11 protein-coding genes and 2 pseudogenes are annotated in these 15,220 nt (G+C 46.0%); 9 read left to right on the plus strand and 4 right to left on the minus strand.

The window, feature by feature from the left end; genetic code table 11:
* From PSI17_RS13915 to PSI17_RS13930, 4 genes and pseudogenes are all read right to left on the minus strand, one after another.
* Nucleotides 1–1,963, minus strand: a pseudogene (locus PSI17_RS13915) (AMP-binding protein); the annotation flags it as partial.
* Nucleotides 1,939–3,483 (minus strand): condensation domain-containing protein, encoded by a 1,545-nt coding sequence (locus PSI17_RS13920; RefSeq protein WP_273552543.1) that lies wholly within the window; start codon nt 3,481–3,483, stop codon nt 1,939–1,941. The gene PSI17_RS13920 and the pseudogene PSI17_RS13915, both read right to left, overlap by 25 nt.
* A 327-nt stretch (nt 3,484–3,810) precedes the next feature.
* The gene (locus PSI17_RS13925; RefSeq protein ID WP_273552544.1) at nt 3,811–4,206 is read right to left on the minus strand and encodes a structural protein; all 396 of its coding nucleotides are present in this window, start codon (nt 4,204–4,206) and stop codon (nt 3,811–3,813) included.
* Nucleotides 4,206–4,520 (minus strand): phage holin, lambda family, encoded by a 315-nt coding sequence (locus PSI17_RS13930; protein ID WP_273552545.1) that lies wholly within the window; start codon nt 4,518–4,520, stop codon nt 4,206–4,208. Before PSI17_RS13930 ends, PSI17_RS13925 begins: the two co-directional genes overlap by 1 nt.
* Nucleotides 4,521–5,234: 714 nt before the next feature.
* Here PSI17_RS13930 and adiA point away from each other — a divergent pair.
* From adiA to PSI17_RS13975, 9 genes and pseudogenes are all read left to right on the plus strand, one after another.
* Nucleotides 5,235–7,508, plus strand: a complete 2,274-nt coding sequence (gene adiA / locus PSI17_RS13935) for an arginine decarboxylase (RefSeq protein ID WP_273552546.1) — start codon at nt 5,235–5,237, stop codon at nt 7,506–7,508.
* 17 nt (nt 7,509–7,525) lie between these two features.
* A complete protein-coding gene (adiC, locus tag PSI17_RS13940) occupies nt 7,526–8,854 on the plus strand; it encodes an arginine/agmatine antiporter (protein WP_273552547.1) in 1,329 nt (442 codons plus the stop codon).
* Between the two features lie 212 nt (nt 8,855–9,066).
* The gene (gene abiEi, locus PSI17_RS13945) at nt 9,067–9,600 is read left to right on the plus strand and encodes a type IV toxin-antitoxin system AbiEi family antitoxin (protein ID WP_273552548.1); all 534 of its coding nucleotides are present in this window, start codon (nt 9,067–9,069) and stop codon (nt 9,598–9,600) included.
* Entirely contained in the window at nt 9,593–10,513 is a 921-nt protein-coding gene (locus PSI17_RS13950; protein ID WP_273552549.1) for a nucleotidyl transferase AbiEii/AbiGii toxin family protein, read from the plus strand. Before abiEi ends, PSI17_RS13950 begins: the two co-directional genes overlap by 8 nt.
* Nucleotides 10,514–11,108: 595 nt before the next feature.
* Nucleotides 11,109–12,199: pseudogene (locus PSI17_RS13955) on the plus strand (PfkB family carbohydrate kinase).
* Nucleotides 12,196–13,140 carry a pseudouridine-5'-phosphate glycosidase gene (locus tag PSI17_RS13960; protein ID WP_273552550.1) on the plus strand — a complete coding sequence of 315 codons (945 nt, stop codon included), beginning with the start codon at nt 12,196–12,198 and terminating at the stop codon, nt 13,138–13,140. The pseudogene PSI17_RS13955 and the gene PSI17_RS13960 overlap by 4 nt, the downstream one beginning before the upstream one ends.
* 134 nt (nt 13,141–13,274) lie before the next feature.
* Nucleotides 13,275–14,111, plus strand: a complete 837-nt coding sequence (locus PSI17_RS13965; protein ID WP_273552551.1) for a nucleoside transporter C-terminal domain-containing protein — start codon at nt 13,275–13,277, stop codon at nt 14,109–14,111.
* Between the two features lie 134 nt (nt 14,112–14,245).
* Nucleotides 14,246–14,674, plus strand: a complete 429-nt coding sequence (locus PSI17_RS13970) for a universal stress protein (protein ID WP_273552552.1) — start codon at nt 14,246–14,248, stop codon at nt 14,672–14,674.
* 44 nt (nt 14,675–14,718) lie between these two features.
* Nucleotides 14,719–15,156 (plus strand): universal stress protein, encoded by a 438-nt coding sequence (locus tag PSI17_RS13975; RefSeq protein ID WP_273552553.1) that lies wholly within the window; start codon nt 14,719–14,721, stop codon nt 15,154–15,156.
* The last annotated feature ends 64 nt before the right edge of the window (nt 15,157–15,220 follow it).

Consider the following 15,220-nt stretch of genomic DNA (forward strand, 5'->3'; position numbering starts at 1 on the left):
GGCTTAACGGTACCGGATTTGCATCAAACGGGGATTCTGGCATGACAACATGCTCCTTTATCGCCAAGGCGAGATCACTCAAGGTGGGATGGGCGAACAAGGTGGTCAGTGCGGCGGCCATACCTTGTTCACGCAGACGGTTCAACAACTGTACCGCAAGCAGCGAGTGACCGCCAAGCTCAAAGAAATGATCATGGCGGCCAAGGTATTCGAGATTGCCGTCGGGCAACCAGCGGCCAAGGTCACCGGTTACGCCGAGGGGCACCGGTTGACCGTGCGTATCCAGAATATAAATCTGGGTATTGGCAATCGGGCGGCCAATCGGAATGGCGCGGGCCATATTAACCGGGGAGGTCATGGCATAGGTGGTGGCAAACGTGGTGGTTTCGGTCGGACCATAGCCGTTAAGCAGGTGTATTGGCTGTGAGCCTGCCTGTTGCACCTGCCGGATTTTCTGCGGGTCGAGCGCCTCACCGCCGATCAGCAGGTAGCGCAATTGTCCGAACAGCGGCCTGAGGGCTTCAAGGTACTGGTTAAATAAGCCGGCTGTTAACCAGAGGGCGGTGACTTGCCCCCTGATCAGGGAGGCGCAGAACCGTGCCGGATCAAGCAAGACAGCCTGCGAAACAATGTGCAGGCACCCGCCGTTTAACAAGGCCGACCAGATTTCCCACGTCGAGGCATCGAAAGCGATATTGGCACAGTGGGCAACGCAGTCATGTGCGCCTATATCGGCATAAGCATTATTGATCACCAACCGATTGACACTGCGATGTTCGACCATCACGCCTTTGGGCTGGCCGGTGGAGCCGGAGGTGTAGATCACATAAGCCAGGTGGCGGGATGTCAGCCCCCGTGTTTGTGCGTGCGGATTGCGGGTCGGCTGGGCTGCCAGCAGGGGATCTGGTGTATCAAGTAATACCGTCGGCAGGGAAAAAGTCAGTCGGTTAACGTGTGCGGCTTGGGTCAGCAAAACCACAGGGGCGGCATCTTCCAGCATATCGGCCAGCCGTTCAGTCGGATAGGCGGGATCGAGGGGAACATAGGCACCGCCGGCCTTGAGGATCGCCAGTAAACACATTACCGTTTCGGGGCTGCGTTCGAGACACACTGCGACGCGATCATCCGGGCAGACGCCCAGTGCAATCAGGTGATGCGTCAGTTGATTGGCGCGGCGGTTCAGTTCGCCATAGCTGATGCGTTGATCGTCAAACACCAGTGCAGTAGCGTCAGGGCGTTGTGCTGCCTGAGCTTCAAAAAGCGAATGGATCAGCGCCTCCTGCGGGAAATCCGTTTGCGTCGCATTGAACTCCACCAATATCTGTTGCTGTTCTGATCCCGGCAACATCGGCAACGTGGCAATCAGTTGCCTTTCATCAGCGACCATTGCCGTCAATATATGGGTTAAATAACCGACCACGCGTTCAACGGTTGCTGCATCGAACAAGTCAGCGGCATAGGATAACGCGCCGGCTAAACCTGTTTCAGTTTCGATCAGCGATAACATCAAATCAAAATGAGCACTCACTTGCGCCGGTTCAAAGGGCGTGAATTGTAGCTCTGGTAGCGTTAGTTCCTGAGCCGGCGTGTTATTTAAGGCCAGCATCACCTGAAAGATCGGGCTGTGGCTCAGGCTGCGTTCCGGCTGGAGCGCTTCCACCACCTGCTCGAAGGGCAGATCCTGATGGGCATAGGCCGCCAGTGCCCGCTCCCGCACCTGTGCCAGCAGGTCGGCGACACGGAGGTCATCCCTGCATGTCACACGCAAGGCCAACGTGTTGACAAAGAACCCGATCAATCCCTCCAGCTCATGGTGCTGACGGCCGGCATAAGTTTGTACCGCCGGGCGTGGCCGGTCGGTGGGCAGGGTCAGTAAGGCGGGTGCGCCCTCAAGCTGGTCACGCCAGAAATCACGCTGTGCAGCGAGCACCTTGTCGTTTAACTGTTCACGCTGCCATCCGGCGGAAAATCCATTCGGGTGGCATTAAACGCTGCCAGCCGTTGTTGTTCCGATTCTGGCAACATCGGTAAATTTCGGATCGGCATCTCCGGAGACGCAAGGGCGGCTTCGATCAGCACGCTAAGACGTGACTGGAGTGTGATCACTTCAGCACGACTCAGGTAATCGGGAGAAAAATCAAACTCAAACGTCACTGGCTTATGGGTATCCTCACTGTTAGCGAAGGCATATTGGTGAACCGCGATAATCAGGGGGAACGGTGCGCCACGTTGTATTTTTGAATAGTTGAGCGTGGCGTTGGGGATATCGGCATTCACTGCTATCCACTCAAATGACAGCATGATATCGAATAGCTGAGTACGTCCGCTCTTCTGCTGGGTTTTTATGAGCCGATTGATTTCTGCGATTGGCAAGCGCTGGCGTTTATAGCAACGACGCAATTCTGCGGCGGTTTTGTTCATCACATCAAGGAAGGTATCATCAGGCGAAACGGTGATTCCGACCGGAATAACTGACGAAAACATGCCTATTGTGCGTTTTTGTTTGGCGTTTTTACGGTTGTGTACGGGAATACCCATCACAATTTCTTCACTACTGTTTACCTGTGAAAAACCTACCTGTGAAAAGTCTGACCGTGAAAAATAAGTTGTCCGTGAGAAATAGCAAGCCAAGACCGCATACATAAAGTGCAGGACAGATAAACCCTGTACGGCGACAGTATCTTCGATGCGCTGAAAAAAGGCTTGATCCCATTGCCAGACCAGCGGTTCTGGGTGTTTATTATCGGCTTTTTCCGCTGTATTTGCCGGTTGGATTAATTCAGGCGGCAAATTTTTATAACGTTCAAGCCAGAATTGTTTATCTTGCTGATAGCGCTGTGAATTTAAATAGGCATGATCTTCATCAATAAAATCGAGATAGGAGGGCGCAGCTTGTGTGATTTCCTCTCCCCTGATTAAGCAACGATAAATATTGGCGATATCTTCAGCGATGAGTCCTAACGTGATCGCATCGCCGATCAGATGATGACAACAGAATTGCCAGTACCAACGATGATCACTCACCCGTAACAATTCAAAACGCCATAGTTCACCATTTAAATCAAACGGGCAGGTAAAAACCGCATGGATAGATTGTTTCGCCTGCTCTTCTGCGTCCGCATGGCCTGAAAAATCACGGATTGCCACGGATACATTGTCTGGGGTTGTGAGTTCTTGCAGTGGTAATTCCTGCGTATTGACGAGTCGTAAGCGCAACGCATCGTGACGATAAACAACAGTTTTAAAGGCGCGTATTAACAGGGCCTCATCCAACTCTCCCTCAATCAGAACCACGGAACCAAGGTTGTAACAAGTGCTGTCAGGACGGAGGTATTGATCGAGCCAAACGACTTGCTGAGTAGAACTGAGAGGGAATTTACCCGAGGGAGATACAGGTGGAGCCGCTGGCGGAAGTGGATCTCTGCTGTTAGTACTGCCGTTATTAATATTCTTGTTGTTAATACCATTGCATGACATAGGCATTGCTTAACTCCTGCTCGTGAGGCTGGTGCACTTGGCTAATGAATTAAATGTCAGTTATGTGACGCATGAGTTACATTAAAAGATATTAATGATCTGAATTGCGTATAAGTTGGGTACTTTATTTTTTAAACCCACACTATGAAAGTGTTTTTATCCATTTATTTTTGATAGGAATTATTAAAAATTCTGGTGGGTGTCTTGGAGGGGATGGCGCTAAAATAGTCAGGGCATATTCAATGTTAATTTTTGTGCGCCAGCGTGATGCGATTGAAATATATTGAAAAATCACCGCCAGTCATTCGGCGGTGATGATATGCAGGCTGAACTTTATAACAATTCAAATGCCCGCTTGATGACGGCATCAGAATAAGGCTGCTGGCCGTTTTCCATTTGGATAATGGCCTTAACCAGCCGGCTCATGGTGGTGATATTGTCCACATCGACGACGGCGCTGTCAGGTACACCAACGGATTTGCCCACATAAGCAATATAGCTTTCGGTATTATTTTCATTGGGTGGCGCCCAGCGGGAAATAAACTGGCGGATCGTGTTATAGCCATATTTGCGTTCATAATTACGCAGAATTTTCAGCATCGCCCGTATGCCATATTCCGGCGCAATAAACTGGCAAAATGATTTGTCTGTCTGAATATCACGCAAACCCTGCCACTGATCGCCGTGGCGAATATTGCCCGGGTTATGGTTACGTATCCCTCTTGTCATTATTTATCTCCTAAACGTTTATTGATGGCCCGAAGCGCAAATTCGCGCATTTTCTCAACGCCAATAAAACCCACCGCACCGCCGAGTGCAGGTGAAATACTGTTCGGAATGCCAAATAGTTCCAGCCCGCTGGAGCATCCCCACGACAGTGCTCCGCATAGTAGCGGTTCGACCCAGCGATTTTTCCGCTCCACACCGTCATAAATCAGTCGGCCATAACAGATCATGACGGCCAAAATAGAGCCAGAAATTTGCGGCCAGGCGTTTTTCAGGCCATTTAACAGGTCGGCCCATAAATCAGGATGTTCTTTCATTAGTAGTCCCATAATTTAATGATGGGCGTCATCAATGACGTCCCGTACTTTTCCATAGTAACGTCAGTAAAGAAGATCCACATGGTTACGCCATTGTGCGCTGGCTCTTACTAAAGCGGCGGTTAAATTGACATCCTCATTAAGGAAAAACGATGGCAATTTGGAAGGAATATTCAATAAATACATTGTGAAGATAAAAAACATCACATCACAGATTAAATGAATTTTCATAATAGTGAGAGTTTGTAACCTTGTCCCCCGCGTCGCGGGGGACAAGGTTTACTCCGATCATTTTGAAACGCTATTTAATGATACGAAAAACCAATAGAATAAATAAATTCTAATCAAAAAAGTAATAATAATAAGATATTAAAATAACCGTTTTTGACCATTTTTCTTGTCATTTCAATATCGATGGTGTTGGCACCGGGGAATAAATGCTTTTTCCTGCCGATGGGCTTAAATTGCACAAATTTAAATAGATACTATATTGTCCAATATGATTTTTAATAAGAAACTATATTTTAACAAATAGTTAATTAATACGACTATGTTTATGACGACTATGTTTATGACGACTATGTTTCTGGCAGTTTTTGCTACGACTCACCCGGCATCATAAAAAATACTTTTCACCCTTTTATCTCAGGTATTGTCAGGTAAGCCTGAATTTATCCTGTTAGTTCCAATAGAGATAGAGTAAGGAATAATGTCATGAAAGTGTTGATAGCAAAAAACGAAGTGGGTACACGATATCATAGTCATTATATTGAAAATGCGGTGCATAGGCTGGCAGATAAATTGATCGAGAAAGACGTTGATGTTGTTATTGCTGAGTCTTTTGAGGATAGCTATACCATAATTTCAGCTAATGAGCCGTTCGATTGTTTAATGATAAGCTGTGCGCTCATGGATGATGATTTATATCTGCAAATACAGAGGCTATTGAATAAATTATTTGAGCGACAGGAAAATGTGCCGGTCTTTTTATTAAGTGATCGGGAAAAAACAGTATTTTTGCTCAATCACGAATTACTGGAACAGTTAACGGAGTTTGCCTGGATATTGGAAGATTCTGCGGATTTTATCGCGGGTCGGGCTATTGCAGCCATGCAGCGTTATCGTCAACAATTGTTCCCGCCTTTAATGTCCGCGTTGATGAAATACAGCCAAACCTATGAATATTCCTGGGCTGCACCCGGGCACCAAGGGGGCGTCGGATTTAATAAAACCCCGGTTGGCCGCTTTTATCATGATTATTATGGCGAGAATCTTTTCCGTACCGATATGGGGATTGAACGCGCCTCATTAGGTTCACTGCTGGATCATTCCGGTGCATTCGGTGAGAGTGAAAGAAATGCCGCCAGAGTGTTCGGCGCAGATCATTCTTATTCTGTCGTGGTCGGCACATCCGGCTCTAACCGCACGATTATGCAGGCTTGCATGACCGAAGATGATGTGGTCATCATTGACCGAAATTGCCATAAATCCATCGAACAGGGGCTGATCCTGACAGGTGCAAAACCGGTTTATATGCTGCCAAGCCGCAACCGCTATGGCATTATCGGGCCTATCTACCCACAAGAAATGCAGGCCAAAACCTTACAGAAAAAACTGAAACAAAATCCGCTGACTCAGGAAATGGCCGGTCAGAAACCCGTTTATAGCGTCGTGACAAACTGTACTTATGATGGTGTCTGTTATAACGCCAAACAAGTTCAGGAACTGTTGGATAAAAGCGTCGATAGGATCCATTTTGATGAAGCGTGGTATGGTTATGCGCGGTTTAACCCGATTTATCATGACCATTATGCGATGCGGGGGAAACCGGAAAACCACGCCGGGCCGACCGTCTTTGCTACCCATTCCTCCCATAAGCTGTTGAATGCGCTCTCCCAAGCCTCTTTTATTCATGTCCGCGATGGACGTAACCCTGTGGACTTCTCAAGATTTAATCAAGCCTACATGATGCACGCAACCACCTCTCCGCTGTATGCAATTTGCGCGTCCAATGATATTGCGGTTGCCATGATGGAGGGGAATAGCGGCTACTCCTTGACGCAGGAAGTGATTGAAGAAGCGGTTGATTTTCGTCAGGCACTGGCGCGTTTGCATCGGGATTTCAGTAAGCAGGGGGACTGGTTCTTTAAACCCTGGAATCAGGAAAAAGTGACCGATCCGGCGACCGGCAAGAAAATGGCGTTTGCCGATGCCCCAAGGGAATTGCTGACGAAAGAACAAGGCTGTTGGGCCATGCGTCCGGGCGACAGTTGGCACGGATTTGACGATTTACCGGATAACTGGAGCATGCTTGATCCGATTAAAGTCAGCATCCTGACGCCGGGCATGGGCGATAACGGTAAGCTGAAAAAACACGGTGTACCGGCAGCCTTGGTCACCGCATGGTTAAGCCAGCACGGCATTGTACCGACCCGCACCACCGATTTCCAAATTATGTTCCTGTTTTCAATGGGCATCACCAAAGGAAAATGGGGAACCCTACTCAACACCTTACTGTCTTTCAAACACCATTATGATGCCAATACGCCTTTGAGTAAGGTCTTGCCAGACTTAGTGGATCAGCATCCGGAAGTATATGGGCATTTGGGCTTGCAAGCGCTGGGCGATAAAATGTTCGATTATTTACGCCAGAATAATCCGGGCGAAAAACTCAATCAGGCCTATGCCGGCTTACCCAAAATGGAAATGACCCCGCGAGCTGCTTATCAAACCATCGTGACCAATGCGGTGGAAATGGTGGCACTGGACAATCTGCCTCATCGTATTGCGGCAAACTCCATCATCCCGTATCCGCCGGGTATTCCCATGCTGCTTTCAGGTGAAAACTTTGGTGATAAGGGCAGTCCGCAGATTGGATATTTGCACGCATTACAAAAGTGGGATCACCAATTTCCTGGCTTTGAGCATGAAACGGAAGGCACGGAGATTATCAACGGTATTTATCACGTCATGTGCATAAAAAAGTGAAAACGGGAAGATAAATTATGGCTACGGTTTCAGAGGCAAAAAAAGTCGGATTGATCCCGGTGACGCTGATGGTGGCGGGTAACATCATGGGATCGGGCGTTTTCCTCCTGCCGGCCAGTCTGGCGGCAACAGGAGGCATTGCCATTCTTGGCTGGCTGGTGACCATCATTGGTGCCGTGGGGTTATCGATTGTCTATGCGAAGATAGCTTCACTGGATGACAGCCCCGGTGGTTCTTATGCCTATGCGCGACGGGCCTTTGGCCCCTTTTTAGGTTATCAGACGAACGTGCTGTATTGGCTGGCGTGTTGGATCGGTAATATCGCCATGGTGGTGATTGGCGTGGGTTACCTGAGTTATTTTTTCCCGATCCTGAAAGATCCCATTGTCTTAACCCTCACGTGTACCGTCATACTGTGGGTATTTGTCATTCTGAATATCATCGGGCCACACGTGATTACCAGAGTGCAGGCGGTCGCGACAACGTTAGCCTTGATTCCGATTGTCGCCACTGCGGTTTTTGGCTGGTTCTGGTTTAGCGGCAAGACTTATATGGGGGCGTGGAACGTCAGTGGATTGGATACCTTTGGCGCGATCCAGAGCATCTTAAACGTCACATTATGGTCGTTTATTGGTGTTGAAAGTGCTTCCGTTGCGGCGGGTGTGGTTAAAGATCCCAAACGCAACGTGCCGATTGCGACGATTGGTGGTGTGCTGATTGCAGCGGTCTGTTATGTGCTGTCCAGCAGCGTGATTATGGGCATGATCCCGAACGCTGCGTTGAAAATCTCATCTTCACCTTTTGGTGATGCGGCCAGACTGGCCTTGGGCGATACCGCCGGCGCAGTGGTTGCCTTTTGTGCGGCGGCCGGCTGTTTGGGATCGCTGGGCGGCTGGACATTACTCGCCGGTCAGACTGCCAAAGCTGCCGCAGATGATGGGTTGTTTCCTGCCATTTTTGCCAAAGTGAACAAAGCGGGGACGCCTGTCGCGGGTCTGTTAATCCTCGGCATCTTAATGACGATTTTCCAGCTCAGCAGTATTTCCCCCAATGCCGCGAAAGAATTTGGCTTGGTTTCATCTGTCTCGGTTATTTTTACCTTGATCCCTTACCTATATACCTGTGCGGCCCTGTTATTAATTGGTCATGGTCATCTTGGGCAGGAGAAAACGCGATATATCGCCATTACGTTTATTGCTTTCATTTACTGTATCTGGGCGGTTTTGGGAACCGGAGCGAAAGAGGTGTCATGGACACTGGTTGTCATGATGGTTATAACGGCCATGTATACTTTTAACTACAACACAAAACATCCTGTTCCTTTTCCGTTAGATAAAAAAGAGTAATCCGATTTTGGGTGTCACATACTTGGCGTTATTTTGGTGCTGAATATCAGCACCTTTTTTATGTTTATTTTTAGTTTAGAAATGCTTTTTTAAAAGCCAGTGAATAATTGTGCTGAGTCAGTTTACTTTCTGTTATGTGTGGGTATTATTGTCATAATAATTATCTATACACAAAATACCCTTATAAGGGGTTTTAATGTGGAAATAGTGGAATGGATAAGATCACGGCAATTAAAACATTAGACGAATTCGGCAAGATGGGGAAAAACATCTTCCTCTTGCAAGATTTGGCGGTCATCTTTGCTGATGAAGCGCCACGAACATTGAAAAAGTCCATTGATCGTCTTATCAGGGCCGAGTTACTGGTGCGCATCACCAAAGGGGTCTATGCAAATGCACGCGCGAGTTTGGGAGCTTATCCGCTGGAGAGCATCGCAATCAATATTCGACGTGGCGAATACAGCTACATCAGTCTGGAATCAGCATTATCCCAATATGGGATTATCTCCCAGATCCCTACCGACAGACTCACGATCATGTCTACCGGCAGGTCAGGGGAATTTGAAACTCCGTGGGGGGTCATTGAGATCACGCACACAAATAAGAAACCGAGTGAAATCCTGAAAGGAACGCTGGAAAACCGTGGACCGATGCGTATCGCAAGAAAAGAAACAGCCCTTCGTGATTTAAAGAGAGTGGGCAGAAACACCCACCTGATTCAAAAAGGGGAATTGGAACATGCCTGATAAAACTGATTTTAATATTCTTGTCGATGAAATCGTTACGCAGGACGGGTTTACTAACATCAGACCCGTAGTTGAAAAAGAGCTGCTGCACTATGACATTTTGTATTGCTTGGCTAAAGAGGGTTTGCTGAGAAAACTCACCTTTCAGGGAGGCACATCTTTAAGGCTCTGCTATGATTCCAACCGATTCAGTGAAGATTTGGACTTTGCAGGTGGTCGTGACTTTTGTTCGGCAGATCTGAGTAGGATTAAAGAGAGCGTCGAAAGCTATTTGGGCGCACGTTACGGTCTTGAGGTCACTGTAAAGGAACCGAATGAACTCAGAAAAGAGCCAGAGTATGCCGATATGAAAATCGATAAATGGCAAGTTTCTGTCACAACAGCCCCAGAGCGTAAGGACTTGCCAAAGCAGCGCGTCAAAATTGAGATCGCTAACATCCCGGCCTATACAAAGAATCCGCGCCCATTAAAGCGCAATTATCCTGTGTTGCCTGATGGTTACTCCGAGACTATCGTGTTGGTAGAAGAGTTAACCGAAATCATGGCGGATAAACTGGTTTCATTCCCTGCAACAACGAAGCATATTCGTTATCGTGATATGTGGGACTTGGTCTGGCTGAAACAGCAAGGGGTTGAGCCTGACACCACTCTGATCAAACGCAAGATATCGGATTATCGTTTAACTGATTTTGGCGAGCTGCTCCAGGCACGATTGGACTCGATTGAAAACCTTATCACTTCAGGCACCTTTCAGGAAGAAATGAAACGGTTTATTCCTGCGCCCGTTTACAACAGGACTATCGGGCAGGAAGACTTCATGCGCTACCTCGAAATCACCCTGAAAGAATTACTCATTACAGTGCAAAAGGCGTTGTATTCACCTGTGATCAATGTCGTTCCTTTCAAAATGTAACGATTTAATGTGTTCTATCTCAAACTTGGCCTGCCAGCATATTTTCCGTTAAATCAAAAAGAGTGATTCGATTTTGGGTGTCACATACTTTGGCGTCATTTGGTGCTGGATATCAGCACCTTTTTTTATGTTTATTTTTAGTTGAAAAATACTTTTCTAAACAGCCAGTTTGAATAAAAGGAGGTTTTTAAGTGGAAGCAGTAACATTTTTTACTTATTTTTTCATCCATAAAATATTGTGAAATAAATCATAATCTGATGTAACAGATAATTCCCTGACAGTCACAAAATCAATAATAATAGAAAATAAACATATGTTGGTTTAATTCTTCGCTTAGTGGATATGATTGTTTTTATTGTCGTTATTACAACATAAAATATTATGCGTTCGATTTATTGATATAAAATTCTTCCTTTTTGTAAATTATCACCATTATTATAGTGATGATTGCCGCATTTATCGGGTATGCCCCTTTTTTCATACGCTCTACGATCACTTTCTCACAATGACCATAAACTCCATAAATCAATTTTACTATTACGCAATGATGAAATAAAAAACGGGTCATGTTCAAAACATCAATAAGGACATGATATGGAAAATCGAGAAAAACAGATCTTGCAGATTATCAGGCGTGACCTTTTATTCAGCAACAGGAGATCGCCGAAATTCTTGGCATTAGCCGTTCATGTGTTGCGGGACATATTATGAATCTGACTAAAAAATGGAATATAAAAGGAAAGGGTTATGTTCTTTCAGAAAATAGTTATGCTGTAACAGTCGGTGCCGCTAATATGGATGTTACAAGTTACGTGTTCTCTGAATTAATCTATGGGGATTCTAATCCGGGGAAAAACAAATCTACGGTGGGTGGGGTCGGAAGAAATATTGCTCATAATATCGCGTTGTTAGGTAATGAAAGTTATCTGATTTCAGTTATTGGTGACGATATTTATGGCGAAACACTCTTTGAGCAAACAAAATTATCAGGTGCTTATACGGATTATCTGCATAAATTGTCAGGTGAAAGTACCTCAACTTACCATTCATTGATCGATGAACAAGGTGAAATGCAGGTTGCTGTTAATGATATGAGTATATTGGAAAAACTGACACCGGCTGTATTATCTCAATCTAAGGCACTCATTCAAAATGCAGGGATATTGATTATTGACTGCAATTTAACGGAAGACGCATTGGCGTGGTTATTCAGTCATGCAGGAAATATACCGATCTTTGTTGATACCGTCTCGACATTTAAAGCCAATAAAATTCATTATTGGTTATCCCACATCCATACCTTAAAACCCAATCGGCTTGAAGCTGAAATACTGAGCGGAATAAAAATCACGACATTAGCAGATGCGGCAAAGGCGGCCTTTTGGTTCCATCAGCAAGGTGTCCAACGACTCGCTTTGAGCATGGGAACAGAAGGGGTGTATTACAGCGAGATCGGTGGCGTTGCAGGGTGTTCGCCCGCCATTCCAGTCAATATTGTCAATGCCAATGGCGCCGGTGATGCAATGATGGCTGGCCTTGCCCATTGTTGGCTGGAAGGAATGTCATGGGAAGAGAGTATCCGTTTTTCCCAAGTCTGTTCTGCACTGACTTTATCCTCAGAACTGACTAATTACCCGAATTTATCCTGTAGTAGAGTGAAAAAACTGTTGGAATCAAAATCATGAATAAAAATATTGCACTAAATGAGTATTTGGATATTTCTCCAGAAGTGGTTCACGCATTGGCGGGCAATCGTCCTGTCGTTGCGTTGGAATCGACGATTATTGCCCACGGAATGCCTTATCCGCGCAACAGGGAAACCGCCTTGCAGGTTGAACAGTGTATTCGGGAAAATGGTGCGGTTCCGGCAACCATCGCGATTATTGGGGGGCGCATAAAAGTTGGGCTATCCCATGATGAGATTGAGTTTCTGGCGAAAGAACGGCATCAGGTTACCAAAATCAGCCGGCGTGATTTGCCTTTTGTAATTGCGGCGGGAAAGCATGGCGCAACGACGGTTGCCTCAACCATGATTATTGCTGAAATGGCCGGTATTGCGGTATTTGCGACAGGCGGTATTGGGGGTGTTCATCGTGGGGCTGAACACTCTTTTGATATCTCGGCCGATTTACAAGAGTTAGCCATGACCAACGTTGCCGTTGTATGCGCTGGTGCCAAATCCATTCTTGATTTGGGTCTGACCGTAGAGTATCTGGAGACTCATGGTGTGCCTCTGGTGGGTTACCAGACCGAAAAATTGCCGGCATTTTTCTGCCGTAGCAGCCTGTTTCCCGTTAGTGTCAGGCTGGATGATCCTCAACAAATCGCTCATGCCATGCGCGTCAAATGGCGCTCCGGGCTGAAAGGCGGGATTGTGATTGCCAATCCTATCCCTGAACCCTTTGCCATGGCGGAAGAACGCATCAATAGCGCGATTGAACAGGCTGTCCATGAAGCAGGAAATCAGGGTATCGTGGGTAAAGAAAGTACGCCTTTCCTGTTGGCGAGGGTGACGGAAATCACTGGCGGCGAAAGTTTACAGGCGAATATTGAATTGGTTTTCAATAATGCTGAATTGGCGGCTGAAATAGCGATTGCTTACCAAGAGATAAATAAAGCACGATAATTTCCATTCAATATTTTTATCCAAAATCATCATAAAATAAATGCCAGCCTGAAAAGACGGGAAATAATAAATGTATCTTGACGTTCAATGAGTATATTTGTTTTTTAGGCTGGCTGAAAAGCAGAAAGATAATCATGGATATTTTACGCAGCTTATTGGGTGTGGTTATACTGATCTTTATTGGTTACCTGTTTTCTGTCAATAAAAAAAGAATCAATTTACGTACAGTGGGGGCGGCATTATTTCTGCAAATCAGCCTTGGTGCAATGATGCTTTATATTCCCGCAGGGAAATGGTTAATTAATCATGTGGCGAATGGCGTCAATGCGGTGATTTCTTACAGTTCAGCCGGTAGTGCATTTATCTTTGCCCGTTTACTCAGTCCGGCGCTGGAACCTTCCCAAGTCCGGTTTGAACAAATTTCATTTAGTGACAAGCGTCCTGCCAGTATTATCGAAGCTGCTGCGGGGGGTGCAATGCTGGGGCTGAAAATCGCTGTTGGCGTTGCGACGGTGGTCATGACCTTTGTGGCCTTGATAGCGCTAATCAATGGTTTTATCGGCGGTTTCGGCGCAATGTTCGGTTGGCAAGGCGTCAGTTTGCAAAGCCTGTTTGGTTACCTTTTTTCGCCGTTGGCTTACATCATGGGCGTGAACTGGGAACATGCCGATTTGGCCGGGAGCCTGATTGGGCAGAAACTGGCAATCAACGAATTTGTGGCTTACGTGAACTTTTCTCCCTATCTGAATAATCCGGCTGTGGTACTGGATACGAAAACCATTGCGGTTATTTCATTTGCCTTGTGTGGTTTTGCCAACTTTGGTTCGATTGCCGTGGTGGTCGGGGCATTTATTGCCGTTGTCCCTGAACGGACATCAGAGATTGCACTGCTTGGCTTTCGGGCACTGCTGGCGGCGACTTTGTCCAATCTCATGAGTGCTACGATTGCAGGAATGTTTATGCGTTTATAGGCTAATCTCTACCCATGAATCTGAATAGGCGATAACATGTTTTAGTTGTTAGATGACTCACAGTAAGTTTCCCGCATTTCAATATACTGAAGAAATCAGGATAACTTGGTATTTCAATAAGTAGGAGCGTGCACATGTACAAAACTATTTTAGTACCAGTCGATATTTCAGAAGAGGATCTCACCAACAAGGCAGTTGGCTGCGCGCTTAAAATCGCTGGAGAAACCGGGGCTAAATTGCATTTTTTACATGTATTACCCATTTCATCAGCGATTATTAATGCTTATGCCCTTGGCTATATGGAGATAAAGGACAAGGCGACGATCAAGGCAGAACACGATTTGAAGAAGCTGGTTGATTCCCTTGGATTACCTGATCATCAGATCACCTATTCGATTGCATTTGGTTCTCCAAGAGATGAAATCGCCGCGACAGCAGATGAAATTGGTGCTGATTTGATTGTCATTGGTTCAAGGCGTCCGAATATCACAACTCATCTGTTAGGTTCCAACTCGGCCGGTGTTGTCAGATATGCAAAAACATCGGTATTAGTCGTGCGATAATTATTCAGTCACTGGCGGTTATGTCCGATTACAGGGGAGTATATATGTATAACACGATTTTAGTTCCCATTGATATTTCAGAAGATATATTAACTGATAATGCAATCAAGCATGCAGAGTATTTGGCAAAAATAGCGAATGCAAAGGTTCATCTTTTTCACTCGGTACCTGATATTTCCCGATTTTCTGTGAATTACAGTTATCACTATGATTTGTTGAGCGCTTTTGCCAAAAAAGCTATCACGAATTCTGAAGAGGAACTTCAAAAAGTCGTAGAACGAATTGATTTACCTAAAGATAAAGTGTCGTTTTCAGTTGCCTTTGGCTCCCCACGCGATAAGGTGCTGTCTACTGCACGCGAGATTAATGCTGATTTGATTATTGTCGGTTCGCGTCGGCCTGATATTTCGACGCATTTACTGGGTTCAAATGCGTCGGGTATCGTGGGATATGCCAATATTTCTGTCTTGGTCGTAAGATAACTCGAATAAAACAGCCTTGAAGTATGATGAGTATATAAAACCGTGCTTGAAAATAGCACGGTTA

It is taken from the genome of Xenorhabdus sp. IM139775, assembly GCF_028598745.1.
Lineage (GTDB): Bacteria > Pseudomonadota > Gammaproteobacteria > Enterobacterales > Enterobacteriaceae > Xenorhabdus.